Below are 26504 nucleotides of genomic sequence, written 5' to 3' on the forward strand. Positions count from 1 at the left end.
GGTGTCGCTGATCACCAGAACCGGGCCGCTCTAGCGTCGTCGGATGCAGCAGACGAGCCAGGCCGACGACCCCGCGGGGCTGCTGCGCCGTCCGCGGCGAGCGCGGTCGCGCTGGCGGATCGGGGTCGGTGCGGCGATGGTGCTGGTGATCGCGGCGGCGGTCGTCGCGGTGCTCCTCGCCGGGACGCGGGCGAGCGGCCGGACGGAGGTGCTCGCGCCGGCCGGTGGTGTCACTGCTGCGGCGGGTCCGTCCGGAGCGCCCTCGTCCACGGAAGGGAACGCGACGCCCGCGCCGAGCAGCAGCCCCGGTGAGGTGCTCTACGTGCACGTCGCCGGAGCGGTCGCCGCGCCCGGCCTGTATCTGCTGGATCCCGGTGCGCGAGTGGCCGATGCGCTCGCGGCGGCCGGTGGCTTCACGGAGCCGGCCGAGCGGGCCGCCGTGAACCTCGCGCGCCGGCTCGTGGACGGCGAGCAGATCCTCGTCCCGGAGCGGGGTGCGGCGGTCGTACCGGGCGGCACGGCTCCGGCCGCCGGAGGTGCTGCCGCCGCGGGCGGGATCGTCAGCCTCAGCACGGCCACGGCCGCGCAGTTGGAGGAGCTGCCCGAGATCGGCCCTGCGATGGCGGCGAAGATCATCGCCTACCGCGAGGAGCACGGGCCGTTCACCTCGGTGGATCAACTGCTGGAGGTGCCCGGCGTCGGCGAGAAGACGCTCGAGGCGTTCCGGGAGCAGGTGGCGCCGTGATCCGCGCTCAGGATCTGCGGCTGCTGCCGCTCGCACTCTCGGCCTGGGCGGCGGCCGCGGCGACCGGGCTGCTGCCGGTCACCGCCGTCCTCGGGGGCGGGGTGCTGCTCTGCACGGTCGCGTGGTCCGTGTGCCTCGTCGCCGTCCTGGCTCTCGGCCTGCTTCGTCGGCGGCGCGTTGCCGTCGTCCTCGCCGGTATCGCGGTGGCGCTCGGGGGAGCAGCGCTGGCCGTCACCTCCGTCGTCGTGACGACTCCCGAGCGGCATCCTCCTGAGCTGCGGGCAGCCGCGGAGTCCCGAACGGCTCAGGCCGTGCTCGTCCGGGTCGAGACGTCCGCACGTCCGCTCGTCACCGGCGGGGTGTGGTTCGACGGCGCCGCACTGCAGCTGGGGGATCAGCCGATGTCCGCGCCGGTCCGGGTGTTCCTGGCGGAGCCCGGAGGGCGGCTGCCGGTCGGCTCCGAGGTGGTGCTGCGGGCTCGGGCCGAGGAGCCGGGCGTCGTCGGCGAGAGCACGCTCCTGACGGCGAGCGCCGTGCTCGAGCGGCGCCCGCCCGTGGGGGTGGCGGCGGTCGCGGAGGTCCTGCGCTCGGGCTTCCTCGCCCGGACCGCGGTGCTCGGGAGCGACATCGCGGGCCTGCTGCCGGGCCTCGCGACCGGGGACACCTCCGCCCTCTCGTCCGATCTGGAGGACGACATGCGGACCGCCTCGCTCACCCACCTCACCGCGGTGTCCGGAGCGAACTGCGCGGTCGTGGTCGCGGCCGGCTGGCTCGTCGCCGCGCTGCTCGGCGCCGGCAGGCGGCTCCGCACCGTCTCGGCTCTGACGGTCCTCGCCGCCTTCGTCGTGCTGGTCACTCCGGAGCCGAGCGTCGTCCGTGCGGCGGTGATGGCGAGCGTCGTGCTGCTCGCGCGACTGGGGCGGCGCTCGGGCGCGGCGGTCCCGGCGCTGCTGGCGAGTGTCGTCCTGCTGATGCTCATCGATCCCGCGATCGCGGGGCGGCTCGGCTTCGTGCTGTCCGTGCTGGCGACGGGCGGGCTGCTGCTCGCGGCGGAGCCGATCGCGGACCGGCTGGGCGACGTGCTGCCACGTCCGCTCGCGCTGGTGGTCGCGGTCCCGCTGGCGGCCCAGCTGGCCTGCCAGCCCGCGGTCCTGCTGATCGACCCGTCGATCCCGGTCTACGGGGTGCTGGCGAATCTGCTCGCCGAGCCGGCGGCCCCGGTGGCCACCGGACTCGGGCTGATCGGCTGCCTCCTGGCGCCGTGGTGGCCGGGCGGCGCCGACGTCGCGATCCGTCTCGCGGCTGTGCCGGCCTGGTGGATCGCCTCGATCGCGCGCGCCGTCGCGACCTGGCCGTCGCCGCGGATCGCCTGGCTGCCCGGGCTCGGCGGGATGCTGGCGCTCACGGTCCTGACCGTGCTCGCCCTGCTGCTGGTCACCCGCTCGCGTCGGCTCGCGCGGGCGCGACAGGTCGCGGCGACCGTGCTCGCCGGGGCGCTGGTCGTCGGGGGAGTGTCGAGCGTGGCGACGCCGCTGCTGCGCTCCGGAGCCGTCCCCTCGGACTGGCGGGTGGCGATGTGCGACATCGGGCAGGGCGACGCGGTGCTGGTCCGCGGCGACGCCGGGGTGGTCCTCGTCGACACCGGGCCGCTGCCGGAGCGGCTCGACGCGTGCCTCGACCTGCTCGGCATCGACCGCCTCGCGCTGCTGCTGCTCACCCACTACGACCTCGACCATGTCGGCGGCCTGGCGGCCGTGGTCGGCCGCGTCGACGAGGCGCTCGTCGGCCCGGTGGCGGACGAGGGCGACACCCGCGATCGCGCCGACCTCGTGTCCGGCGGGGCCGCGGTGCGCGAGGCGGCGCGCGGCGACAGCGGCTCGGTCGGCTCGCTGCGCTGGCGGGTCGTCTGGCCGGAGCGGGGGACCACCCTCCGCGGCAACGAGGCGAGCGTGACCCTGCGGATCGACATCGCCGCGGACGAGACCGGCGGTCCGCTCTCGCTGGCCATGCTCGGCGACCTCGGCGCCGAGGAGCAGGGGCGGCTCGCGCGCCTGGACCCGGGGCGCGTCGACGTCGTGAAGGTGGCGCACCACGGCTCCGCCGACCAGTCGCCCGCCCTCTACGACGCGCTCGGCGCCCGCATCGGCCTCGTCTCGGTCGGCGCGGACAACACCTACGGCCATCCGACGCCGTCGCTGCTCGCGCTGCTGGCCGAGCGCGGCACCCGCGCCCTGCGGACGGACCTGGAGGGGACGGTGCTGCTCTCCTCGCGACCCGAGGGGGTCGTCGTCTGGACGAGCGGAGCCGCCGCCCCGGTGGCCGCTCTGGACGAGCAGGGAGGTGGAATCACGCCTGCGCTCGGCCGAGGGTCGCCGGTCGCCGGGGAGGACGGCGCTTCCGGAACCCGATCCGCGGGTGTCTTGCGATGGAGTGGACAGCTTGGCGCCGCGGGTCGGTCGTGGACGTCGCCGACTGTTTGGATACGGGAACGACGTGGCGTGACGAGGAGAAGGAGCCGGCGTGACTCGGAAGGAACGACCCGAACTCCGGAAGGATCAACCCGGCGTCTCGATCTCTCTGGTCATGTTCGCCCACGTGGCACTCCTCCTGTTCCTGGCCGCGGTGCCGCACCAGCCGCCGTGGTGGATCGTCGTCTCCGCGGTCGCGCTGGTCGGAACGGGGATCGGCGCCTTCTCCGATTCCCGCAGGTACCGACGGAAGTACCTGGAGAGGCAGCGACGGCGCGGTCCGTCCTGACGGCGCGACCTCTCCTCGCTCCTCCAGCGGGTGTCTCCGGACTCGTAGAATCGAGGGTCACGGAAGGACGACGGCATGGCAGGCAGAGCCCCGGCGCGCGGCAAGGCGGCCCCCTCGAAGGCGGCGATCCCGCAGCTCGCGTGGAACCAGACGCGACCGGCTCCGATCGTGCTGATCACCGGTCCCGAGCAGTTCCTCGCCGACAGGGCACTGCGGTTCCTCCGCGAGTTCCTGCGCGCCGAGGACCCGAGTCTCGAGGTCAACGACATCGACGCCGGCGGCTACGCGCCGGGGGAGCTGCTGACGCTGGCGAGCCCGTCGCTGTTCGACGAGCCGCGGCTCCTGCGCGTCTCCAACGTCGAGAAGTGCTCGGACGCGTTCCTCGTCGAGATGATCGAGTACCTCGCCCAGCCCGCGGACGGCGCGACCGTCGTGCTGCGGCACGGAGGCGGCAATCGCGGCAAGAAGCTGCTCGACGCGATCCGCTCGGGCACCGGCGGCGGCATCGAGATCGTCTGCGCCGAGCTCAAGCGGGAGAGCGACAAAGTCGACTTCGCGATCGCGGAGTTCCGCACCGCGGGTCGCACAGCGACCACCGGTGCGGTGCGGGCGCTGGTGTCGGCGTTCTCCGACGATCTGGATGAGCTCGCCTCGGCCTGCCAGCAGCTCGTCTCCGACGTCACCGGTGACATCACCGAGGCGACGGTCGCGAAGTACTACGGCGGTCGGGTCGAGACCACCGCGTTCACGGTCGCCGATGCCGCGATCGCCGGCCGGCACGGGGAGGCTCTCCTGGGGCTCCGGCACGCGCTCGCGTCGGGTGCGGATCCGGTGCCGATCGTCGCGGCGTTCGCGAGCAAGCTGCGCACGATGGCGAAGGTCGCCGGGTCGCGCGAGGGGTCCGGTCAGATCGCCTCGCGGCTGGGCCTCGCGCCATGGCAGGTGGACCGCGCGCGCCGCGATCTGGCGGGCTGGAGCGGCGAAGGCCTGGGCACGGCGATCCTGACCGTCGCGGAGGCGGACGCGAACGTCAAGGGTGCGACGCGCGACCCGGTGTTCGCGCTGGAGCGCATGGTGTCCGTCATCTCGGCGCGCGGGGTCTGACGTTCGGCACTTCTCCTGCCGGGGGCGGTGGGTCTCGATACGCCCCTGCGGGGCTACTCGACCAGCATGCACGTGCCCGGCCAGCCAGGCCGGGCTCCTCGACCAGCGTGCGGGTGGCGGGGCGCGCCACGGGGGGTCCCGCCGACCGGCACGCACGTGCCGGGCCCGCCGCGCAGAATCATGCTGATCGAGTAGCCCGCGGAGCGGGCGTATCGAGATCCGACCCGTCAGCACCGCCGGTCTCAGGGGACGTAGGTCTGCCGGTTCTCCGGGTCGAAGTGGAAGACGGCTCCGCCGAAGAGCAGCTGCGCGCCGCCGAGCCCGATCACCGACGCGACGATCACCGCCGTGCCGGCGAAGACGAGCGCCGATCCCCGGTAGGCCCTGTGTGCGAGGACGAGGAGCACGATCAGCCCGACGACGTGCGCGACGGCGACCGGTATTCCTCCGACGGTCTCCCCGAAGCCCGCCATCGTCGTCCCCGCGGCGAGGGCCTTGCCCTGCTCCGACTGCGCCTCGGCCATCGCGAAGCCGAACCAGCACCAGGAGAAGAGCGCGGCGGGGACGCCGAGGCAGGCCATGGTCCAGAAGCCGAACCGCGCTCGGTGTCCGGAGGTCCGCGGTCGGGCGGGAGAGGTCGTTGCGTCGAGCGGTGCGGCCACCATCAGCCCGCCTCGATCAGCCGGGTGAGTCGATCTGCGGCGGAGGAGATCGTCGAGACGGCGACGAGCGTGACCACGCAGGCTACGCCCCAGAACCAGGTGCGGCCGGGGGCGTGCGCGCGACGGCGGTCGAAGGCGAGCCACCAGGCTGCGACGACGGAGACGAGCGCGGCGATCACCGAGCCGAGGGCCATCCTGACCCAGTCCGCGGCTTGGGGCTCCGTCCAGGAGTTCGTGCCGACCACGATCGCGGTCGGCACGACGATCATCCCGAGCAGTCCGAGGAGGATCGCCCTGTCCTGGCTCAGCGGCTTCGCCGTCTCCGTGCTGGTCATGATCCCCCGATCCCGCGCCGGGCAGCTCCCCGCGGGAGTCGTCCGTCACGGCGACGCTACCGGACGTCCTTGCGGTGGTGGGTCTCGATACGCCCCTGCGGGGCTACTCGACCAGCATGGGGTGTGCGGGCGCGCGTTGTGCGGCATCCGCGCGAGCTGGCGCCGGTCCTGCTGATGACGGTGGGTCTCGATACGCCCCTCCGGGGCTACTCGACCAGCATGTTGTCGCGCGGGCCCGCGCTGCGCGCCGGTGGTGCCGGAGCCGCGGCCTCGCAGGCGAACAGGCGATTCGCGTGCCAGCGAATCGTCGTAGCCGGAACGCGACCCGCTCCACTCAGCGCCACCCTCTCGGGAAGCCGACCGCGCGACGGACGACGAGGAACGAGGAGTCCGTCGACGGCGAGCGGAAACGACGAAGGGCCCGGCCTGAGGCCGGACCCTTCGTCGTTGCAGCGAGACGCAGCCTTACAGCGCGGCGACCTGCTTCGCGATGGCCGACTTGCGGTTCGCGGCCTGGTTCTTGTGGATGACGCCCTTGCTCGAGGCCTTGTCGAGCTTCTTGGCGGCGAAGGCGAGCGCGGTGGCGGCCTTCTCGGTGTCGCCGGCGGCGATGGCGGAGTGCACCGCGCGGACGGCGGTCTTCAGCTCGCTCTTGACGGCCTTGTTGCGCTCGTTCGCCTTCTTGTTGGTGAGGTTGCGCTTGATCTGCGACTTGATGTTTGCCACGTCTATTACCTTCTTCTCGGATGTGTGTGCAGCCGGCTACTCGACGGAGTGCCCCTTCCGGTGGCGTGGAAACGCCATCCCGGTGCGACTGGAGGTCGCCGGCTTCTGAATCACTCCACACACGCCAATGGTGGAGCGCAAGCCAACAAGGAACTTTAGCGCACCCGCCGCCACCCTTCAACCGCGCCGCGCCCGCCGCCCACGCCCCGTCCCCTCCCGCGAGATGCCACTTGCGTACGCGACACGCCGCGCGAGGCGTACGCAAGTGGCATCTCGCGGGAGGAGCCCGCCAGTAGCCTGACCAGCGATGCCCCGACTCGCCGATCACATCCCCGCCGTTCCGCCCTCGGGCATCCGCCGGCTGTTCGAGATCGCCCTCCGCCTGGACGGCGTGACGCTGCTCGCCGTGGGGGAGCCCGACGTCGCCGTCGCACCGCACATCATCGAGGCGGCCCGTGCCGCCTGGGCCGCGGACGACACCGGCTACGGCCCGAACGGCGGCCTGATGGAGCTGCGGCGCGCGATCGTCGCCAAGCTCGCCCGCGACAACGGGTTCCGTGCCGACGTCGAGCAGGTCTGGGTCACGGTCGGCGCCACGCAGGCGCTGTACCAGGCGATGACGCTGACGCTCGGCCCCGGCGACGAGGTGCTCCTGCCCGACCCCGGCTACACCACCTTCACGATGAACGCGCGGATGATCGGCGCCGTCCCGGTGCCCTACACGCTGCGCGCCGAGAACGGCTTCCTCCCCGATCTCGACGAGCTCGAGCGGATCGTCACCGACCGCACCCGCGCGATCATCGTGAACAGCCCGTCGAACCCGCTCGGCATCGTCCTGCCGCGGCCGATGCTCGAGCGGCTGCTGGACTTCGCGCGCCGCCACGACCTCTGGATCATCAGCGACGAGGTCTATGAGTGCTTCACCTACGGCCGCTCGCACGTGAGCCTCGCCGCGCTCGCGCAAGAGGCCGGCCACGACGACGACCGCGTCTTCAGCGTCTTCTCGCTCTCGAAGACCTACGCGATGACCGGCGTCCGCGTCGGCTACCTGGTCACCCCGCCCGGCCTGACCTCGACGATGGTCACCGTCCAGGAGGCGTCGATCAGCTGCGTCGCGACGCCCGACCAGCGCGCGGCCCTCGCGGCGCTGACCGGGCCGCAGGAGGCGGTCGCCGACGCCTCCGCGCACTACCTCGCCAACCTGCGGCTCGCGACGGCTTTGCTCGACGAGCGCGGCATCCGCTTCCGCGAGCCGGAGGGCGCCTTCTACCTCTGGATCGACGTCTCGCACGCGAGCGACGGCGACGTCGCCTCCTGGGCCGAGGCCTTCCTGCTCGAGACCCTCGTCGCCGTCGCGCCGGGCAGTGCCTTCGGGCGCACCGGTGAGGGCTGGATCCGCGTCTGCCTCGCGGCCGACCCCGCCGACCTCGAGCACGGGCTGCGCGCCCTGCCGGCCCCGATCGCGGCGGCGAGCGCATGAGCGCCGACGACGTCCTGGTCCGCCGGGTGCGCCCGGAGGAGTACGCCGAGGTCTCCCGACTGCGCCTCGCCGCGTACGCCCACGACTACGAGCTGGGGGAGGAGTACGCGGCGGACGTCGCCGACGTCGCCCGGCACGACCGCGAGGGCGAGGTCTGGGTCGCGGAGGAGGACGGCGCGATCCTCGCGACAGTCACCACCGCGGCTCCCGGCGCCACCCTGTACTCCCTCGGCCGCCCGGGCGAGCTCGACTGGCGGCTGCTGGCGGTCGCTCCGGAGGCGCGCGGTCGCGGGCTGGGCCGCCTGCTCACCGAGTTCGTGGTGATGCTCGCGGTCGAGCGGGGACTCCGGCGCGTGGTCATGAACAGCGGCACCGACATGCTCGCCGCGCACGCCCTCTACGAGAGCATGGGCTTCGTCCGGCTCCCCGAGCGCGAGAACCCGCCCGGGATCGAGCCCACGCGCACCTACGGACTCGACCTCTAGCGAGGACTGCCGCAGAACATCAGCGGAGAACCGCGCTCATCGCCCATCGGCGACGAGTCCCCTCCACAGCTGACGTTCTGCACCGCATCCGGCCGGTCCCGGCCCCTCGCCCGCCGCCGCACCCCGGCCGTGGGACACTGGACGCACGATGTCTCCACGTGCACACCTCGGGCTCGAGCCCGCCGCGACCGATCCGGCGTCCATCCGCAACTTCTGCATCATCGCCCACATCGATCACGGCAAGTCCACGCTCGCCGATCGCATGCTCGGCATCACGGGCGTGGTCGAGGACCGCGCGATGCGCGCGCAGTACCTCGATCGGATGGACATCGAGCGCGAGCGCGGCATCACGATCAAGTCGCAGGCCGTGCGCATGCCCTGGGAGCGCGACGGACAGACCTTCGCGCTGAACATGATCGACACCCCCGGCCACGTCGACTTCTCCTACGAGGTCAGCCGCTCGCTCGCCGCCTGCGAGGGCGCGATCCTGCTGGTCGACGCCGCGCAGGGCATCGAGGCGCAGACCCTCGCGAACCTCTACCTCGCGCTCGAGAACGACCTGGCGATCATCCCGGTCCTCAACAAGATCGACCTCCCCGCCGCCGACCCGGAGAAGTACGCGGCCGAGCTCGCGAGCCTCATCGGCGGCGACCCGGCCGACGTCCTCCGCGTCTCCGGCAAGACCGGCGTCGGCGTCGAGGCGCTGCTCGACCGCGTCACCGAGCTGGTGCCCGCGCCGGTCGGCGACAAGAACGCTCCCGCCCGCGCGATGATCTTCGACTCGGTCTACGACTCCTACCGCGGCGTCGTCACCTACGTCCGGATGATCGACGGCCAGCTCTCGCCGCGCGAGAAGATCCAGATGATGTCGACGCGCGCGACGCACGAGATCCTCGAGATCGGCGTCTCCAGCCCCGAGCCGGTCTCCACCAAGGGCCTCGGCGTCGGCGAGGTCGGCTACCTGATCACCGGCGTGAAGGACGTCCGCCAGTCGAAGGTCGGCGACACGGTCACCACCGCGTCCAAGCCCGCCACCGAGGCGCTGCCCGGCTACACCGAGCCGCTGCCGATGGTGTTCTCTGGTCTCTACCCGATCGACGGCAGCGACTACCCCGACCTCCGCGAGGCACTGGACAAGCTCAAGCTCTCCGACGCGGCGCTCGTCTACGAGCCCGAGACCTCGGTCGCGCTCGGCTTCGGCTTCCGCTGCGGCTTCCTCGGTCTGCTGCACCTCGAGATCGTCACCGAGCGGCTCGACCGCGAGTTCGGCCTCGACCTGATCACCACGGCGCCGTCCGTCATCTACGAGGTGACCACCGACGACAAGAGCACCGTCACGGTCACCAACCCGAGCGAGTTCCCGGTCGGCAAGATCGCCAGCGTCACCGAGCCGATCGTCCGGGCCGCGATCCTCGCGCCGAAGGACTACGTCGGCACGATCATGGAGCTCTGCCAGAGCCGTCGCGGCACGCTGATCGGGATGGAGTACCTCGGCGAGGACCGCGTCGAGATCCGCTACCACATGCCCCTCGGCGAGATCGTCTTCGACTTCTTCGACAACCTCAAGTCGAAGACGGCCGGCTACGCCTCGCTCGACTACGAGCCCGCCGGCGACCAGGAGGCCGACCTGGTGAAGGTCGACATCCTGCTGCAGGGCGAGCAGGTCGACGCGTTCAGCGCGATCGTCCACCGAGACAAGGCCTACGCCTACGGCGTGCTGATGACGGGACGGCTGCGCAAGCTGATCCCGCGCCAGCAGTTCGAGGTGCCCATCCAGGCCGCGATCGGCGCCCGCATCATCGCGCGCGAGTCGATCAGCGCGATGCGGAAGGACGTCCTCGCCAAGTGCTATGGCGGTGACATCACCCGCAAGCGCAAACTGCTCGAGAAGCAGAAGGAGGGCAAGAAGCGCATGAAGATGGTCGGCCGCGTCGAGGTCCCGCAGGAGGCGTTCATCGCCGCCCTGAGTGGTGACGTCGAGACGAAGGACAAGAAGTGAGCGTCCGGCGCTCGAGCTTCGAGGGGCAGCCGCAGGTCACCTACGCGGCGGTCGGCGGCACGCTCGCGCCGGACCTGCTCGAGTACCCGCCGGACGGCTTCACCGCCGAGCGCTTCGAGGCGCGCCTCGGCTCGGGCGCCGAGCGCTTCGCCATCACGACCGCGTCACTGATGACGTGGGGCGTGCAGCGCGGCAGCGGCATCGCCGTCACCGACATCACCGCCGGCAGCGGCGTGCAGTACACCGGCGTGAACTTCGACTCCGCCGGCACCCCGATCGACCTCGCCAGCCGCCCGACCGAGGAGCAGTTCTCGGCGGACGGCACGCCCTACATCACCGCCGGCGTGACGGCCGTGCTCAAGATCACGCTGCTCGGCCGGACGGTGAACGCCCCCGTGCGGGTCGTCTACGTGGTCGACGAGCCCGACCAGGTCGGCTTCGCCTACGGCACCCTCGAGGGCCACCCGGAGAGCGGCGAGGAGTCGTTCGTGGTCGAGAAGCGCGCCGACGACTCGGTCTGGCTCGTCATCCGCGTCTTCTCGCGGCCCTCCACCGCCCTCTACCGCCTCGGCACCCCCGTCCTCCGGGTCGTGCAGAAGCGGCAGGTCAAGAAGTACCTGCGCGCGCTGCTGCCGGCGCGCGTCAGCTGACGTGGGCAGCGCCCTCCCGCTCGCCGACCCGGCTCCGCTCGACGGACTCCTGCCGGCCTCCGTCGCCGACGGCGTGGAGACCCGCGACCTCGGGCTGTACGTGCACGTCCCGTTCTGCCGGGTGCGCTGCGGCTACTGCGACTTCAACACCTACACCGCGACCGAGCTGCGCGGCGCGAAGCAGCAGGACTACGCCGACGAGGCGATCGTCGAGATGGCGCTCGGCGAGGGCGTGCTCGCGAGCGCCGGGCTGCCGAGGCGTCCCGCGGCGACCGTGTTCTTCGGCGGCGGGACTCCGACGCTGCTGCCCGCCCGCGATCTGGTGCGCATGCTCGACGGGCTCCGGCGTCACTTCGGCGTCGCCGACGGTGCCGAGATCACGACGGAGGCGAACCCGGACTCGGTCGACGCCGCCTACCTCCGCGAGCTGGCCGACGCCGGGTTCACCCGGGTCAGCTTCGGGATGCAGTCGGCCGTGCCGCACGTGCTCGCGACGCTGGAGCGCACCCACGATCCCGAGCGGGTGCCGCTCGTCGTCGAGTGGGCCCGCGAGGCGGGGCTGCAGGTCAGCCTCGACCTGATCTACGGGACGCCGGGGGAGTCGCTGGCGGACTGGGAGCGCTCGCTCGACTCGGCACTGGCCAACCGGCCCGACCACCTCTCGGCGTACGCGCTGATCGTCGAGGACGGGACGAAGCTGGCGCGGCAGATCCGCCGCGGCGATCTGACGACTCCGGACGACGACCTGACCGCGGACATGTACGAGCTGGCGGATGCTCGGCTCGCTGCGGCCGGCTACTCCTGGTACGAGGTGAGCAACTGGGCGCGCGACGACGCGCATCGGTCGCGGCACAACCTGTCCTACTGGCTGGGGCACGACTGGTGGGGCGTCGGGCCCGGTGCCCACAGCCACGTCGGCGGGGTGCGCTGGTGGAACGTGAAGCACCCGGCGGCCTACGCCGAGCGGCTGCACTCCGGCTCCTCGCCGGCCGCCGGACGGGAGACCCTCGACGCCGCGACCCGCCGGGTGGAGGACGTGCTTCTGCGCTCGCGCCTGGCTGACGGACTGCCGATCGACGCGATCGACCCGGAGCGGCGCCGCGAGGTCGCGGGGCTGATCGCCGACGGCCTCGTCGACGGCCGGGCGGCCCTCCGCGGGCGCCTCGTGCTGACGCTGCACGGCCGGCTGCTGGCCGACGCGGTCGTCCGCCGCCTGACGGACGGCTGAGCCGGACCGCTCCCTGCTGATCGAGCAGCCCGCGGAGCGGGCGTATCGAGATCCGCCCTCCGATGTGCGTGGGTCTCGATACGCCGCCTGCGGCGGCTACTCGACCAGCATGTGGTTCCGCCTGCGGCGGCTACTCGACCAGCAGGTGGCCCCGCCTGCGGCGGCTGCTTTCGGTCATGCTGATCGAGTAGCCCGCGGAGCGGCCGTATCGAGATCCGCCGGTGGACGGACGTGGGTCTCGATACGCCGCCTGCGGCGGCTACTCGACCAGCATGGAAGGCGGCGTCTCTACTTGAAGAAGGGGATGCTCAGCGGGTACGTGTAGTACTCGCCGGCGCTGGCGCGCACCGAGGCGATGATCGCGAAGACGATCACGAGGATCGGCACGACGAGGAAGACGATGAAGCCGACGAGCACGAAGCTCAGGATCGTTCCCGCCACGTAGGCGATCAGGGTCGTGAGGTGGAAGTTCAGGGCCGTCTTCGCGTGCGCCTCGAGGAAGGGCCCGCGGCCCTTGAAGACCAGGTAGACGATCAGCGAGGGGATGAAGCTGAAGAAGATGCCGGTGATGTGGGTGACGATCGCCCAGGTCTTCTCGTCCGCCGGGTTCAGCGGCGGGGCGGGCGTCGAGTAGGCGGGCGGCGGGGGCGGGGTGGCCGACATGGTGATCTCCGTCTCAGGAATCGGCGCGCCGGGCGACCCCGGGCGCTCGGCGTCCATCGTGGCAGAGAGCGAGTCGCGACGGGGCGGATCCTGGGCGAGCCCCGCCCTCCTTCCTCCTGCGCGGTTATGATTGGCACTCAATCTCGCGGAGTGCCAAGCTCCGCGCGGCGCCACGGCGCCGAGGTGGTCGTGCCGCGAGGCACCCGGAGTCCGGCGGGAGGTCGGTCGTATGGTGACGGAGCGCGGTCTCCAGGTCCTGCGCGTGATCGTGCAGGACTACGTCGCGAACCGCGAGCCGGTGGGCTCCAAGTCGATCGTCGAGCGCCACGCGTTCGGCGTCTCCGCCGCGACCATCCGCAACGAGATGGCGCAGCTCGAGGAGGAGGAGCTGATCGCGGCCCCGCACACCTCCTCCGGCCGCGTCCCCACCGACAAGGGCTACCGCCTCTTCGTCGACCAGCTGACCGACCTGCGCCCGCTGACCGCGGCGCAGCGGCAGGCGATCGAGACCTTCCTCGGCCAGAGCCCCGACCTCGACGAGGTGCTCGTCCGGACCGTCCGGCTGCTCTCGCAGCTCACCAACAGCGTCGCGCTCGTGCAGTACCCCTCCTTCGGCGCGGCGCGCATCCGTCACGTCGAGCTGGTCGCCCTCGCCCCGCGGCGGCTGCTCTCCGTGCTGATCACCGACACCGGCCGCGTCGACCAGCGCGTGCTCGAGACGCCCGAGGACGTCGACGAGCTGCTGCTCGGCGAGATCCGGGCGAAGCTCAACACCGCCGTTCTCGGTCTCGGACTCGCCGCCGCGGCGGAGACGCTGCAGAGCGCGACCGAGCAGTTCAGCCCGGAGCGCCGCGCCGTCGTCGACCCGGTCGTGCAGACGCTGCTCGAGCAGGTCGGCGCGAACCGCCAGGACCGCCTGGTGATGGCGGGCGCCGCGAACCTGGTGCGCACCGAGGAGGACTTCTCCGGGAGCATCTACCCGGTGCTCGAGGCGATCGAGGAGCAGGTCGAGCTGCTGCGCCTCTTCGCCGAGATGACGCCCGACCCGCGCGGCATCTCGGTCCGCATCGGCCGCGAGAACGCGCCGTTCGGCCTCCAGGAGACCTCCGTGCTGACCAGCGGCTACAACACGGCCGGCGGCCAGGTCTCGCGCCTGGGGGTCCTCGGACCGATCAGGATGGACTACTCCGGCAACATCGCGGCGGTCCGCGCCGTCGCCCGCTACCTCTCCCGCCTCCTCGGCGAGGAATGACCCGCTCTCAGACCCTCGCCGGACACCCCCGGCTCCCGACAGGTCCGCCGTGCCCGGCGCACCGACCCACGAACGAAGGACGAAGCCCCCTGTGGCCGATCACTACGAAGTCCTCGGCGTCGACCGAGACGCCTCCGCCGACGAGATCAAGAAGGCGTACCGCCGGCTCGCGCGCGAGCTGCACCCCGACGTCAACCCGAGCGCGGACGCGTCCGAGCGGTTCAAGCTCGTCACGCACGCCTACGACGTCCTGAGCGACGCCCAGCAGCGCCAGCAGTACGACCGCGGCCCGCAGGACGGCTTCCCCGGCGGCGGCGGGCAGGGCTTCGGCGGCTTCGGCGACATCTTCGAGACCTTCTTCGGCCAGGGTGCGCAGGGCTCCTCGCGCGGCCCGCGGTCGCGCCGGGAGCGGGGCCAGGACGCGCTCCTGCGCGTCGAGGTCTCGCTCGACGAGGTCATCTTCGGCACGCACCGCGATCTCGAGGTCGACACGGCCGTGCTCTGCGAGACCTGCCAGGGCTCGTGCTGCCAGCCGGGCACCTCGCCGGTCACCTGCGACATCTGCCACGGCTCGGGCCAGATCCAGCGCACCGTCCGCTCGCTGCTCGGCAACGTGATGACGGCCAGCCCCTGCGGCACCTGCCGCGGCTACGGCACCGTCATCGCCACTCCGTGCTCCACCTGCCAGGGCCAGGGCCGCGTGCGCGCGCGCCGGACCATCCCCGTCGACGTCCCCGCGGGCGTCGACACGGGCCTCCGCCTGCAGATGCCCGGCAGCGGCGAGGTCGGCCCGGCCGGCGGTCCGAGCGGCGACCTCTACCTCGAGATCAAGGTCAAGCACCACGACATCTTCAGCCGCAACGGCGACGACCTGCTCTGCACCCTCGAGGTGCAGATGACGGACGCGATCCTCGGCTCGACGACGACCCTCGCGGCGCTCGACGGCGACATCGAGATCGAGGTGAAGCCGGGTACGCAGAGCACCGAGATCGTCACGATCAAGGGACGCGGCGTCACCAAGCTGCGCGGCAACGGCCGCGGCGACCTCCGCGTCGGCATCCAGGTGGTCACCCCCACCAAGCTGGGGCACCGCGAGCGCGAGCTCGTGCAGGAGTTCGCCAAGCACTACAAGCCGCAGAAGCCGGCCCTCACGCACTTCCAGCAGGGGCTCTTCTCCAAGCTCCGCGACCGCTTCCTGGGCTGACCGGATCCGGCGTGGCGCACCACTACATCGACGAGTCGCTCGACTCCGGGGACTTCGTCGCCGGCGGCCGGCTGGAGCTCTCCGGCGCGGAGGCGCGCCACCTCGCGACCGTGAGCCGGATCCGCGCGGGCGAGAGCGTCCGCGTCGGCGACGGCCGAGGCCGGGTCGCCGTGGCCGTCGTCGAGAGCGCGGAGGCGACGCGTGTCGTCCTCGCGGTCGAGTCGGTCGAGGAGGTGCCCGCGCCGAGCCCGCGCCTCGTGCTCGTGCAGGCACTCGCGAAGGGCGACCGCGACGAGCTGGCGATCCAGGCCGCGACCGAGCTCGGCGTGGACGAGGTCGTGCCGTGGCAGGCCGCCCGCAGCGTCTCGCGCTGGTCGGGCGTCAAGGAGGAGAAGGGCCGCGAGCGCTGGCGCAGCATCGTCCGCGAGGCGAGCAAGCAGTCGCTCCGCGCCCGGGTGCCGGAGGTGTCGGCGGTCGTCGGCCTGCGCGCGCTCGTGGAGCGGGCCGCGACGGCGCGTGTGCTCGTGCTCGAGCCCTCGGCCGAGGAGCGGCTCACCGCGATCGAGCCGGACGGGCGCGACCTCGTGCTCGTCGTCGGACCCGAGGGCGGCATCGCGGCGGAGGAGCTGCGCGCGCTCGCCGACGCGGGTGCCGAGGCCGTCGCGCTCGGCGACTCCGTCCTGCGCACCTCCACCGCCGGCCCGGCCGCGATCGCCGTGCTCTCGGCCCGTCTCGGCCGCTGGTGATCCCCGGCGATCCGCGCGCCCTGGGCGAACGCGCCCCCGTCGTCGCCCTCGCGCCGTTTAAGATGAATGCATGACCGAGCCCACTGTCTTCACGCGCATCGTCCGCGGCGAGATCCCCGCCGACGTGGTGTTCGAGAACGAGCGGATCCTCGCGATCCAGGACATCGCGCCGAAGGCGCCCGTCCACCTGCTGATCTTCCCGAAGACCCCCGAGTACGCGAACGTCGCCGAGCTCGCCGCGGGCGATCCGGAGCTCCTCGCCGAGATGGCCGTCGTCGCGCAGACCCTGGCCGACGCGCACAGCAACGGCCAGTTCCGCCTCGTCTTCAACTCCGGCGAAGAGGCCGGTCAGACCGTGTTCCACGTCCACGCCCACGTCCTGGGCGGCCACCTGACGGAAGGCTCCCTTGCCACCGGTTGATCACGCGGGCGATCGCTCCGCGGACCAGAACCCCACTCGAACCGGCTCGACGGAGCCGACGGTCCCGCAGAGCGACGCGGACCGGACCACCGGCGGGACGCACCGCGTCATCGCCGTCGACGGAATCGCCATGGTGCGCCTCCTCGGACCCCAGGACCGCCTCATCCGGGCGGTCGAATCGCGATTCCCCGACGTCCGGGTGCACGTGCGCGGTAACGAGGTGACCCTCGACGGCGAGGGAGCCCCCGTCGCCGCGGCGGCGCGCCTGGTGGAAGAACTGGTGCTCATGACGGCAGGCGGCCACGACCTCGACCCGGAGGGCGTGCGCGAGTCCGCGCGCATCCTCGAGAACGGCGGGCCGGTGCGTCCCGCGGACGCGTTCGGCCAGGCCATCCTCACGGCACGCGGGAAGAGCATCCGCCCGAAGACCCTGGGGCAGCGCGAGTACGTCGACGCCGTCGATCAGAACACGATCGTCTTCGGCATCGGCCCGGCCGGCACCGGCAAGACCTACCTCGCGATGGCCAAGGCGGTGCAGTCCCTGCAGCGCAAGGAGGTCGAGCGGATCATCCTCACGCGCCCCGCGGTCGAGGCGGGGGAGCGGCTGGGCTACCTGCCCGGCTCGCTCACCGACAAGATCGACCCGTACCTGCGCCCGCTCTACGATGCGCTGAACGAGATGATGGACCCGGAGATCGTGCCGAAGCTGCTCGCGGCGGGCACGATCGAGGTCGCTCCGCTCGCCTACATGCGCGGCCGCACGCTGAACTCCTCGTTCGTCGTGCTCGACGAGGCGCAGAACACGACGCCGGAGCAAATGAAGATGTTCCTCACCCGCCTCGGCTTCGGCTCGAAGATGGTGATCACGGGCGACATCACCCAGGTCGACCTACCCGCCGGCTCCAGCGGACTCCGTCTGGTGACCCGGGTGCTCGACGACATCGACGACATCCACTTCGCCCGGCTGACCAGCGAGGACGTGGTCCGCCACAGCCTCGTCGGCCGGATCGTCGACGCGTACACCGAGTACGACCAGCAGAAGCAGGCGCAGAGCTTCGAGCGCGAGCAGGCCCGCGAGTTCGCGGCCCGCGCCGAGCGCCGGGCGGCCACCCGCTCGACCGGCGACGCTCAGCCCAAGCGCCCGCGCGCCTGAGCGCCGTACCACCGCCACCCGCCCCGCCGAGCCCCTCCCGATCGAAGGAACACCGCACCCCGTGAGCATCGAGATCAACAACGAGTCGAGCATCCCCGTGGACGAGGCGACCCTGCTGCGCCTCGCGGGCTACGCGCTCGACTCGATGCACGTGCACCCCGACGCCGAGCTCGCGATCGTGCTGGTCGACGAGGGCGCGATGGAGCAGCTGCACGTGCAGTGGATGGACGAGCCCGGCCCCACCGACGTGCTGAGCTTCCCGATGGACGAGCTGCGCCCCGGCACCGAGGACGAGCCGACCCCGGCCGGCCTGCTCGGCGACATCGTGCTCTGCCCGCAGGTGGCGCAGAGCCAGGCCGAGGCCGCCGGCCACTCCGTGCTCGACGAGCTGCTGCTGCTCACGGCCCACGGGCTGCTGCACCTGCTCGGCTTCGACCACGCGGAGCCCGAGGAGGAGCGCGAGATGTTCGGCATCCAGCGCGACATCCTCGTCGGGTTCCACATCAGCGAGCGACGCCGCTAGGCCCGGCGTGCTCACCGTCCAGCTCCTCATCGCGGCCCTCGGCCTCGTCGCCCTCGGCGGCTGGCTCGCCGCCACCGACGCCGCCCTCGGCGTGCTCTCGCGCAGCGACGTCCTCGAGATGGCGAACCACTCGCGCAGCTCCCGCGCCCTGCGGGCCATCGCCGGCGACATGAGCGCGCACGTCAACGTCGTCAACTTCACCCGGATCGCGGCCGAGACCACAGCCGCGGTCTTCGTCACCACCGTGCTCGTCGTCGTGGTCGACGCGCTCTGGCTGGCGCTCCTGCTCGCCATCCTGATCATGGCGGCCGTCTCGTTCGTGCTCGTCGGCTCCAGCCCGCGCAGCGTCGGGCGCGCCCACGCCCGCGCGGTGCTCGGCTCCAGCGCCTCGCTCGTGCACGTGCTGCGGGTCGCGCTCGGCCCGGTCGCGCACGGCCTCGTCGCGCTGGGCAACCGGGTCACCCCGGGCACCGGCCGCTCGGCCGGCTTCTCCTCCGAGGAGCAGCTGCTGAGCATGGTCGACGAGGCGACCGAGCAGTCGGTGCTCGAGCAGGACGACCGCGAGCTCATCCACTCGATCTTCGAGTTCAACGACACGCTGGTGCGCGAGGTGATGGTGCCGCGGACCGACATGGTGACGATCGAGGCCGGGGCGTCGGTCGGTGCCGGCATGGGCCTGCTGCTCAGCCGCGGCATCTCCCGGCTGCCCGTCATCGGCGACGGCGTCGACGACGTGCTCGGCGTGCTCTACCTCCGCGACGTCGCCCGGCACACCTACGAGCGCCCGGACGACGACGACTCGGCGGCCGACCTCGCCCGCCCCGCGCTGTTCGTGCCGGAGTCGAAGAAGGCCGACGAGCTGCTGCGCCAGATGCAGCTCGAGTCCAATCACCTCGCCATGGTGGTGGACGAGTACGGCGGCATCGCCGGGCTGGTCACGCTCGAGGACCTCATCGAGGAGCTCGTCGGCGACATCTCGGACGAGTACGACCGCGAGGTCGACCTCTTCGAGGAGACCGAGCCGGGCGTCTACCGCGTCTCGGCGCGGCTGCCCGTCGACGAGCTGGGCGAGCTGTTCGACCTCGAACTCGAGGACGACGACGTCGACTCGGTCGGCGGACTGCTCACCAAGGCCTACGGCCGCCTGCCCGAGCGGGGCGCGACCGCCCGGATCGACGGGGTGATCCTCGAGGCCGAGCAGGCGGATCCCCGTCGCGGCACCATCTCGACCGTCATCGTGCGGCGTGATCCCGACTACGATCCCTCAGGCGAGACCGGCACCGGACCGGTCGCGATCGTCGCCGAGACAGACCACCAGGACGAGGACGCACGATGACCGACCCCAGCACTCCCACGACCCCCTACCGGGCGGGCTTCGTGTCGTTCGTGGGCCGCCCGAACGTCGGCAAGTCCACGCTCACCAACGCGCTGGTCGGCGAGAAGATCGCCATCACCAGCTCGAAGCCGCAGACCACCCGCCGCGCCATCCGCGGCATCGTGCACCGCCCCGACGGCCAGCTCATCGTGGTGGACACCCCGGGCATCCACCGCCCGCGCACCCTGCTCGGCGAGCGGCTGAACTCCCTCGTCACCTCGACCCTCGGCGACGTCGACGTGATCGGGATGCTCTTCCCGGCCGACGAGCCGATCGGCCCCGGCGACCGCTTCATCAACGAGCAGCTCGAGGCCTTCCCGCGCGCCCGCAAGGTCGCGATCGTCTCCAAGGTCGACCTCTCCTCGAAGAAGTCGGTCGCGAAGCAGCTGCTCGCCGTCTCCGAGCTGCGCGAGTGGGACACCATCGTGCCGATCTCCGCGGTCACCGCGGAGCAGCTCGACGTGCTCGCGGTCGAGCTGCTGCGCCTCATGCCGGTCTCGCCCGCGCTCTACCCCGAGGAGGCCGTGACCGACGAGGACACCGGCTCGCGCATCGCGGAGTTCATCCGCGAGGCCGCGCTCGAGGGCGTCTCGGACGAGCTGCCGCACTCGCTCGCCGTGACCCTCGACGACATGGTCGAGCGCGAGGACGGCTCCTTCATCGACATCTACGCGAACGTCTTCGTGGAGCGCGACAGCCAGAAGGGCATCATCATCGGCAAGGGCGGTCAGCGCCTGCGCGAGGTGGGCGCCGTGTCGCGCGAGCAGATCGAGCGGCTGCTCGGCCGGCGCGTGTTCCTCTCCATCCGGGTGAAGGTCGCCAAGGAGTGGCAGCGCGACCCGAAGCTGCTCGGCCGCCTCGGCTTCTGAGCCGGTGAGCGCGGCGCCGGATCGGGAGGGGGACGGCAGTCACTCTCCCGGACGACGCCCCGCGGCGACGTCGCCGCGTAGCGTGGGGCTCATGCGTGCGCTCCTGGATCGTCCGGCGACGCTCCCGATCGCGGGAGCCCTGCTCGGGGTCCTCCACCTCGGACTGAGCGCGGCCGGCCTGATCGCGCCGGAGCACCTCAGCGGCGGCCTGCTGATCGCGCTCGGCCTCGGCCTCGCGGCCTTCCTGCCGGCCCTCGCGCCGTCCCTGGTCGCCGTCGGGGCGGTCACCGGCGGCGGGATCCCGCTCCTCGGCGTGCCGGTGGACGGTGTCCTCGTGGGCCTGCTCGTCCTCTGGTCCACGGCGCGCCGGCTCGGTCCCTGGACGCGGACGCTGACCTTCGTCGGCGCCCTCCTGCTCGCGGGCGTCGCCGGGCTGGTCGCCGCGCTGAGCGGGACCGAGCAGCTGCTGCCGGAGGAGGCGAGCGCCGACCAGGTCCTGCTCTTCCGCGCCGTCACGGCGCTGGTCGTCGCCGCCCTCCTCGCCGGCCTGGAGGTCCTCGTCTGGCGCGCCGGGGTGCGGCGGCCGGTCGGTGCCGACGACAGGATCGATGCGCTCGTGGTGCGGGTCGCCGGTCCGCAGGACGGCTTCGCCGTCGGAGCGGCCGGCTGGCAGGCGCTCCTCCTGCTGCTGATCTCGACCGTGCCGTTCGCGGCGCCCGACGGCTCGCTCCAGCCGGTCGTCGGCGGAGTGCTGGCGGTCGCGCTGGTCCTGCACCGCCGGGCGCCGGCGCTCTCCCTCACGATCGCCTGGGGCGGGGCGCTGCTGCAGATGGGTCTGCAGCTGGCACCGGGTCCGGCCGACCTCGCGATCCTCGCGGTGCTCTTCGGCACCGGCGCGTCCGAGCGGCGCCGGGTGCGCGCGGCGGGGGCCGTCTCCGCGGTGCTCGGCGCGGTCGTGGCTGTCGTCTACCTGATCATCGTCTTCCGGCTCGTCCAGTCCATCCCCTCGCCGATCCTGACCGGGGGAGCGGTGTTCGGCGGGATCCTCGCCACGCTCGGCCTCTCCTGGACGGTCGGCCTGCTCTCCCGCTCGGTGCGGCGAGCGCGCGAGGGGCAGACCCTCCGGGCCGAGGCCGAGCGCGAGCGCGCGGCGGCGCAGCGCGAGCTGGACACGGTCGAGGAGCGCAACCGCATCGCTCGCGACATGCACGACGTCGTGGCGCACTCGCTCGCCGTCGTGATCGCGCAGGCGGACGGCGCCCGCTACCTCGGTGCGTCGAGCCCGGCGCAGACGGACGCCGCCCTGCTCACCATCTCCTCGGTCGCCCGCGACGCGCTCGGCGACGTCCGCGTCCTCCTGGCCCAGCTGCGGCACAGTCAGAGCGACGGACCGCAGCCGGAGGCGCGTGACCTGCCGGCGCTGCTCGAGAGCGTCTCCGGAGCCGGGACGCAGCTGCGGTCCGAGCTCGAGGTCGACCTCGAGACCGTGCCGCGCGGAATCGGCCTCGCGCTCTACCGCATCGTGCAGGAGGCGACGACGAACGCGCTCCGGCACGGACGGCCCGGCGCCCCGCTCGACGTCGCGCTCCGCCGCGAGTCCGGCGAGATCGTCCTCACCGTCCGCAACGCGCGCTGCGCCGACGCGGAGGCCGCCGCTCGCGTGCCCGGGGAGGGGCACGGCCTGGTCGGCATGCGCGAGCGCGCCGCGCTCGTCGGCGGCGTGCTCCGCGCGGGCCCCGAGGGCGACGACTTCGTGGTCGACGCGCGCCTGCCCGCCCCCTCTTCCACCGCCCTGCCCGTCGCCTCTGGAGGCCACCCCGCATGACCGACACCATCCGCCTCGTCCTCGTCGACGACCAGGCGCTCTTCCGCGCCGGCATCCGCATGCTGCTCAGCTCCCAGCCGGACCTCGAGGTGGTCGGCGAGGCGTCCGACGGCGCGGAGGGCGCGGAGCTCGTCGGCCGGCTGGCCCCGGACGTGGTGCTGATGGACATCCGGATGCCGGGGGTCGACGGCATCGAGTCGACGCGCCGGATCCTCGCCGACGCCGCGGAGAAGGGCGTGGAGCCGCCGCGCATCCTGGTGCTCACCACGTTCGACCTGGACGAGGCCGCCGCCCGTGCGATCCGCGCCGGGGCGAGCGGCTTCCTGCTCAAGGACACCGAGCCGGGCTTCCTGCTCGCCTCCGTCCGCACCGTGCACGCCGGCACCGCGGTCGTCGCCGCCTCCGCGACGCGGGAGCTCTTCGAGCACTTCGGCGCGCCGGGGAGCGGCCGCGAGACTCCCGCCGCGTTCGGGACGCTGACCGACCGGGAGCGCGAGATCTTCCACCTCGCCGCGCGCGGCCTCAGCAACACCGAGATCGCCCGGGCGGAGTTCCTCAGCGAGGCGACGGTCAAGACGCACATCAGCCGCACGCTCGGCAAGCTCGGGCTGCGCGACCGGGTGCAGCTCGTCGTCTACGCCTACGAGAACGGGCTCGTCGCCTGAGCTGGCCCGCGCGCCGCACTGCCGCGCCGTGGTGCCGACCCGCGAGCGCAGTGCTACCGTGGTCGCGTGCGCATCGGTCTGCTCCTTCTTAGCCGCCGCGACGAGATCTGATCCTCAGGCCCTCCTCGTCGCGGAGTCCGTCGTCGGCTGAATCAGACCCATCGTCACCACAGACCACCCGCGTGGTTCGATCCGCATCCGGATCCCCGCGAGACGAGAGACAGGCGCGTCCGCGCGCCGGGAGAGCACCCTCATGAAGAACACCCAGAAGCCGTCGTCGCTGCCGATCGGCAAGTACAAGCCGTTCCACGAGCAGATCGTCGTGGAGCTGCCCGACCGCACCTGGCCGGCCAAGCGCATCACCACGGCGCCGCGCTGGTGCGCCGTCGACCTCCGCGACGGCAACCAGGCGCTGATCGATCCGATGAGCCCCGAGCGCAAGCGCATCATGTTCGATCTCCTGGTCCGGATGGGCTACAAGGAGATCGAGGTCGGCTTCCCGAGCGCCAGCCAGACCGACTTCGACTTCGTCCGCAGCCTCATCGAGGAGGACGCGATCCCGGAGGACGTCACCATCCAGGTGCTGACCCAGGCCCGCGACCACCTGATCGAGCGCACCTACGAGTCGATCCGCGGCGCGCGCCAGGCGATCGTCCACCTGTACAACTCGACCAGCGTGCTGCAGCGCGAGGTCGTCTTCCGCAAGGACCGCCAGGGCATCATCGACATCGCCCTCGCCGGCGCGCGCAAGTGCCGCGAGATGGAGGCGTCCGTCCCCGGCACGGCGGTGTACTACGAGTACTCGCCCGAGAGCTACACCGGAACCGAGCTCGACTTCGCCCGCGAGATCTGCGACCGCGTCGTCGAGGTCTTCGAGCCGACCCCGGACCGCAAGGTCATCCTCAACCTGCCCGCCACCGTCGAGATGGCGACGCCCAACGTCTACGCCGACTCGATCGAGTGGATGTGCCGCAACCTCGCCCAGCGCGAGAGCATCATCGTCTCGCTGCACCCGCACAACGACCGCGGCACGGCAGTCGCCGCGGCCGAGCTGGGCTACCTGGCCGGCGCGGACCGCATCGAGGGCTGCCTCTTCGGCAACGGCGAGCGCACCGGCAACGTCGACCTGGTCGCGCTGGGCGTCAACCTGTTCACCCAGGGCATCGACCCGCAGATCGACTTCAGCGACATGGACGGCATCAAGCGCACGGCCGAGTACTGCAACCAGCTGGCCGTGCCCGAGCGCAGCCCCTGGGCCGGCGACCTGGTCTTCACCGCGTTCAGCGGCTCGCACCAGGACGCCATCAAGAAGGGCTTCGAGGCGATGGAGGCCGAGGCGGAGCGCACCGGCGTCAGCCGCGACGAGCTGACCTGGGCGGTGCCCTACCTGCCGGTGGACCCGAAGGACCTCGGCCGCTCCTACGAGGCGGTCATCCGCGTCAACTCGCAGTCCGGCAAGGGCGGCGTCGCGTACCTGCTGAAGACCGACCACGCGCTGGACCTGCCGCGCCGCCTGCAGATCGAGTTCTCCGCGGTCGTGCAGGCCAAGACGGACGCCGAGGGCGGCGAGGTCACCAGCGAGCAGATCTGGACGATCTTCCAGGACGAGTACCTGCCCGCGCCCGCGCACCGCGCCGAGGACAAGTGGGGCCGCTTCGAGCTGGCCCGCACGAGCACCTCGAGCGACCTGGGCGGCTCGATCGCCCTCGACGCCGTGCTGCGAGTCGGCGACGAGACGGTCACGGCGAGCGCGACCGGCAACGGCCCGATCAACGCCTTCGAGGCGGTGCTGGCCCAGCACGGCGTCGAGGTCCGCGTCTTCGACTACGTCGAGCACGCTCTCAGCGCCGGCGGCGACGCGCTGGCCGCCTCCTACGTCGAGTGCTCGGTGAACGGCCGCACCCTCTGGGGCGTGGGCGTCGACGCCGACATCTCGACCGCCTCGCTGAAGGCGATCGTCTCGGCCGTCAACCGCGCTCTCCGCGAGGAGGCCCCGGACCGCGAGCTGGCGACGGCCTCGGCCTGACCCTCCTTCGCCGGGCGAGCAGCCCGCGGAGGTGCCCCCTCATGCTGGTCGAGTAGCGCGCGGAGCGGGCGTATCGAGACCCCCGTCCATGCGGTGGTGGGTCTCGATACGCCGCGTGCCGCGGCTACTCGACCAGCATGCGCTGCGCTGCTGCGGTCGCCGCTGGGGCGGCGCTGGCCCTCCCTTGCTGGTCGAGCAGCGCGCGGAGCGGGCGTATCGAGACCCCAGCCCATGCGGTGGTGGGTCTCGTTACGCCGCGTGCCGCGGCTACTCGACCAGCGTGAGGACGCGGCGTTCCGCGGCTTGCTCGTGAGGCCGTGGCGCCGTGCCGTCAGGCGCGGCCCTGCAGGATGAGGTTCCAGTAGACCCAGGGGAGCAGGTAGCGGTCGGCGAGGAAGGTGAGGCGGCGTTCCTTCGCGAGGCCCTTCCAGAAGGGGATGGTCGGCTTCGGGCGGTAGCGGTCGTCGAACTCGGCGAAGACGACGGTCGAGCGCGAGACGACGAACGGGCAGACGGAGTAGCCGTTGTAGACCTGGGGGAGCGGCTTCCCCTTGCGCGCGGCGACGAGGTTCTTCGCCAGCGTCTTCGTCTGCTGCCGGAGCGCGCCGCCCGACTTCGAGTTGGTGGTGGCCGCGGCGTCGCCGAGCGCCCAGACCTCGGGGTGCCGGGGGTGGCGCAGCGTCAGCGGATCGACCTCGACGAAGCCGCCGACGCCGCCCTCCGCCACGAGTCCGGTGCCCGCGAGCCAGTCCGGCGCGGACTGCGGAGGCACCGCGTGCAGCACGTCGTAGGAGAGCGTCTCCCGCTGCTCGGTGCCGACGTGCCCGCCGTCGTGGTCGACACCCAGCTGCGCGCGGCGGCCGTCCTCGCCGGCGATGACGACGGTGCGCTTCTCGGCGTCCACCTCGACCTGCTCCCGGCTGTAGCGCACGTCGATCCCGTACTCCGCCACCTTGCGCTCGAGCTCCGCGTCGATCAGCGGCATGCCGAACATCGTCGGCGTCGGCACGACGAGCACGACGTGGACGTCCGCGAGCACCCCGGTCTCGCGCCAGTAGTCGCAGGCCAGGTACATCGGCTTCTGCGACGCGCCCGAGCAGGTGCCCGGGCCGCTGGGCTGCGTGAAGACGACCGTGCCGGAGCGGACCCCGCGGAGCACGCTCGACGCCTTCCGCGCGTACTCGAACTCGTAGTTCGAGACGCCGACCGGCGACGCCATCGCCTCCGTCAGCCCGGGCACCGCGTCCCAGTCCTTCTGGATGCCGGGGCAGACGACGAGGTCGCCGTAGCCGACCCGCCGACCGGAGGCGAGGACGACCGTCTTCGCGGCGGGATCGATCGCCTCCACCCGATCGCGGATCCAGGTGACTCCCTTCGGCGTCACCGAGCCCTGCGGCCGGGTCGCCTTCGAGGCGGGAGCGGTGCCACCGGCGACGTGGGAGAACATCGGCTGGTAGAGGTGCGTCTCGCGCGGCTCGATCACCGCGACGTCCGCCACCCCGTAGCGGCGGAGGCGCCCGGCGACCGAGAGCCCCGCGTTCCCCCCGCCGATGATCATCACGTCGTGTCGGTCGGTCGTGGTGCCCGCAGCGGTCATGCCGCCACCCTAGG

The 26504-nt window shown here is 72.3% G+C and carries 25 protein-coding genes; 19 read left to right on the forward strand and 6 right to left on the reverse strand.

Translation table 11 applies throughout. From position 1 onward, the window contains the following. Positions 1-43 precede the first annotated feature (43 nt). Positions 44-745, forward strand: coding sequence for a ComEA family DNA-binding protein (locus tag EDF17_RS05835; protein ID WP_123445607.1), 702 nt, complete (start codon positions 44-46; stop codon positions 743-745). Here the strand turns inward: EDF17_RS05835 and EDF17_RS20230 are convergent. Continuing rightward, complete coding sequence (locus EDF17_RS20230) at positions 676-2928, reverse strand: hypothetical protein (protein WP_243732799.1); 2253 nt, start codon at positions 2926-2928, stop codon at positions 676-678. The two genes, EDF17_RS05835 and EDF17_RS20230, sit on opposite strands and share 70 nt — an antisense overlap. A 412-nt stretch (positions 2929-3340) precedes the next feature. Between EDF17_RS20230 and EDF17_RS19760 the strand changes: the two genes are divergently transcribed. Together EDF17_RS19760 and holA are read left to right on the forward strand one after the other, a co-directional pair. Beyond that, positions 3341-3502: a hypothetical protein gene (locus EDF17_RS19760; protein ID WP_165909220.1), complete on the forward strand. Its 162-nt coding sequence runs from the start codon at positions 3341-3343 to the stop codon at positions 3500-3502. A gap of 75 nt (positions 3503-3577) precedes the next feature. Further along, complete coding sequence (gene holA, locus EDF17_RS05845) at positions 3578-4606, forward strand: DNA polymerase III subunit delta (protein WP_123445610.1); 1029 nt, start codon at positions 3578-3580, stop codon at positions 4604-4606. 242 nt (positions 4607-4848) lie between these two features. Here the strand turns inward: holA and EDF17_RS05850 are convergent, their stop codons facing one another. The 3 genes from EDF17_RS05850 to rpsT all read right to left on the reverse strand — a co-directional run bounded on the left by EDF17_RS05850 (position 4849) and on the right by rpsT (position 6329). Further along, the gene (locus EDF17_RS05850; protein ID WP_243732800.1) at positions 4849-5271 is read right to left on the reverse strand and encodes a hypothetical protein; all 423 of its coding nucleotides are present in this window, start codon (positions 5269-5271) and stop codon (positions 4849-4851) included. After that, the gene (locus EDF17_RS05855; protein WP_123445611.1) at positions 5271-5603 is read right to left on the reverse strand and encodes a hypothetical protein; all 333 of its coding nucleotides are present in this window, start codon (positions 5601-5603) and stop codon (positions 5271-5273) included. Before EDF17_RS05855 ends, EDF17_RS05850 begins: the two co-directional genes overlap by 1 nt. Positions 5604-6068: 465 nt before the next feature. Then, positions 6069-6329: a 30S ribosomal protein S20 gene (gene rpsT / locus EDF17_RS05860; RefSeq protein WP_123445612.1), complete on the reverse strand. Its 261-nt coding sequence runs from the start codon at positions 6327-6329 to the stop codon at positions 6069-6071. Positions 6330-6636: 307 nt separating this feature from the next. Between rpsT and EDF17_RS05865 the strand changes: the two genes are divergently transcribed. From EDF17_RS05865 to hemW, 5 genes are all read left to right on the forward strand, one after another. Continuing rightward, positions 6637-7809, forward strand: coding sequence for an aminotransferase class I/II-fold pyridoxal phosphate-dependent enzyme (locus EDF17_RS05865; protein WP_123445613.1), 1173 nt, complete (start codon positions 6637-6639; stop codon positions 7807-7809). Further along, a complete protein-coding gene (locus tag EDF17_RS05870; protein WP_123445614.1) occupies positions 7806-8294 on the forward strand; it encodes a GNAT family N-acetyltransferase in 489 nt (162 codons plus the stop codon). The genes EDF17_RS05865 and EDF17_RS05870 overlap by 4 nt, the downstream gene beginning before the upstream one ends. 148 nt (positions 8295-8442) lie before the next feature. Continuing rightward, the gene (lepA, locus tag EDF17_RS05875) at positions 8443-10293 is read left to right on the forward strand and encodes a translation elongation factor 4 (protein WP_123445615.1); all 1851 of its coding nucleotides are present in this window, start codon (positions 8443-8445) and stop codon (positions 10291-10293) included. Beyond that, positions 10290-10943, forward strand: coding sequence for a DUF1990 domain-containing protein (locus EDF17_RS05880; protein ID WP_123445616.1), 654 nt, complete (start codon positions 10290-10292; stop codon positions 10941-10943). The genes lepA and EDF17_RS05880 overlap by 4 nt, the downstream gene beginning before the upstream one ends. A gap of 1 nt (position 10944) precedes the next feature. Beyond that, positions 10945-12171, forward strand: a complete 1227-nt coding sequence (gene hemW, locus EDF17_RS05885; protein WP_123445617.1) for a radical SAM family heme chaperone HemW — start codon at positions 10945-10947, stop codon at positions 12169-12171. Between the two features lie 288 nt (positions 12172-12459). On the opposite strand, the gene EDF17_RS05890 is transcribed toward hemW, so the two are convergent. Further along, positions 12460-12834, reverse strand: a complete 375-nt coding sequence (locus tag EDF17_RS05890) for a DUF4870 domain-containing protein (RefSeq protein WP_123445997.1) — start codon at positions 12832-12834, stop codon at positions 12460-12462. Between the two features lie 229 nt (positions 12835-13063). Between EDF17_RS05890 and hrcA the strand changes: the two genes are divergently transcribed. The 11 genes from hrcA to leuA all read left to right on the forward strand — a co-directional run bounded on the left by hrcA (position 13064) and on the right by leuA (position 24893). Continuing rightward, positions 13064-14086 carry a heat-inducible transcriptional repressor HrcA gene (hrcA, locus tag EDF17_RS05895; RefSeq protein WP_123445618.1) on the forward strand — a complete coding sequence of 341 codons (1023 nt, stop codon included), beginning with the start codon at positions 13064-13066 and terminating at the stop codon, positions 14084-14086. A gap of 91 nt (positions 14087-14177) precedes the next feature. Further along, entirely contained in the window at positions 14178-15290 is a 1113-nt protein-coding gene (gene dnaJ, locus EDF17_RS05900) for a molecular chaperone DnaJ (RefSeq protein WP_123445619.1), read from the forward strand. A gap of 11 nt (positions 15291-15301) precedes the next feature. After that, positions 15302-16036: a 16S rRNA (uracil(1498)-N(3))-methyltransferase gene (locus tag EDF17_RS05905; protein WP_123445620.1), complete on the forward strand. Its 735-nt coding sequence runs from the start codon at positions 15302-15304 to the stop codon at positions 16034-16036. 70 nt (positions 16037-16106) lie between these two features. Beyond that, the gene (locus tag EDF17_RS05910; RefSeq protein ID WP_123445621.1) at positions 16107-16457 is read left to right on the forward strand and encodes a histidine triad nucleotide-binding protein; all 351 of its coding nucleotides are present in this window, start codon (positions 16107-16109) and stop codon (positions 16455-16457) included. Between the two features lie 130 nt (positions 16458-16587). After that, positions 16588-17610, forward strand: a complete 1023-nt coding sequence (locus tag EDF17_RS05915) for a PhoH family protein (protein ID WP_123445998.1) — start codon at positions 16588-16590, stop codon at positions 17608-17610. Positions 17611-17671: 61 nt separating this feature from the next. Then, complete coding sequence (gene ybeY / locus EDF17_RS05920; protein WP_123445622.1) at positions 17672-18133, forward strand: rRNA maturation RNase YbeY; 462 nt, start codon at positions 17672-17674, stop codon at positions 18131-18133. Between the two features lie 7 nt (positions 18134-18140). Continuing rightward, positions 18141-19469: a hemolysin family protein gene (locus EDF17_RS05925; RefSeq protein WP_123445623.1), complete on the forward strand. Its 1329-nt coding sequence runs from the start codon at positions 18141-18143 to the stop codon at positions 19467-19469. Next, positions 19466-20377: a GTPase Era gene (gene era / locus EDF17_RS05930; RefSeq protein ID WP_123445624.1), complete on the forward strand. Its 912-nt coding sequence runs from the start codon at positions 19466-19468 to the stop codon at positions 20375-20377. Before EDF17_RS05925 ends, era begins: the two co-directional genes overlap by 4 nt. A gap of 91 nt (positions 20378-20468) precedes the next feature. After that, on the forward strand, positions 20469-22202 hold the full coding sequence (locus EDF17_RS05935) for a histidine kinase (RefSeq protein WP_123445625.1): 1734 nt from the start codon (positions 20469-20471) through the stop codon (positions 22200-22202). Beyond that, on the forward strand, positions 22199-22867 hold the full coding sequence (locus tag EDF17_RS05940; protein WP_123445626.1) for a response regulator transcription factor: 669 nt from the start codon (positions 22199-22201) through the stop codon (positions 22865-22867). The genes EDF17_RS05935 and EDF17_RS05940 overlap by 4 nt, the downstream gene beginning before the upstream one ends. 253 nt (positions 22868-23120) lie before the next feature. Then, on the forward strand, positions 23121-24893 hold the full coding sequence (gene leuA / locus EDF17_RS05945) for a 2-isopropylmalate synthase (RefSeq protein ID WP_123445627.1): 1773 nt from the start codon (positions 23121-23123) through the stop codon (positions 24891-24893). Positions 24894-25224: 331 nt separating this feature from the next. On the opposite strand, the gene EDF17_RS05950 is transcribed toward leuA, so the two are convergent. Next, entirely contained in the window at positions 25225-26490 is a 1266-nt protein-coding gene (locus tag EDF17_RS05950) for an FAD-dependent oxidoreductase (protein WP_123445628.1), read from the reverse strand. Positions 26491-26504 lie beyond the last annotated feature (14 nt).

Origin of the sequence: Rathayibacter sp. PhB1, assembly GCF_004362935.1 — a bacterium.
GTDB lineage: Bacteria > Actinomycetota > Actinomycetes > Actinomycetales > Microbacteriaceae > Rathayibacter > Rathayibacter festucae.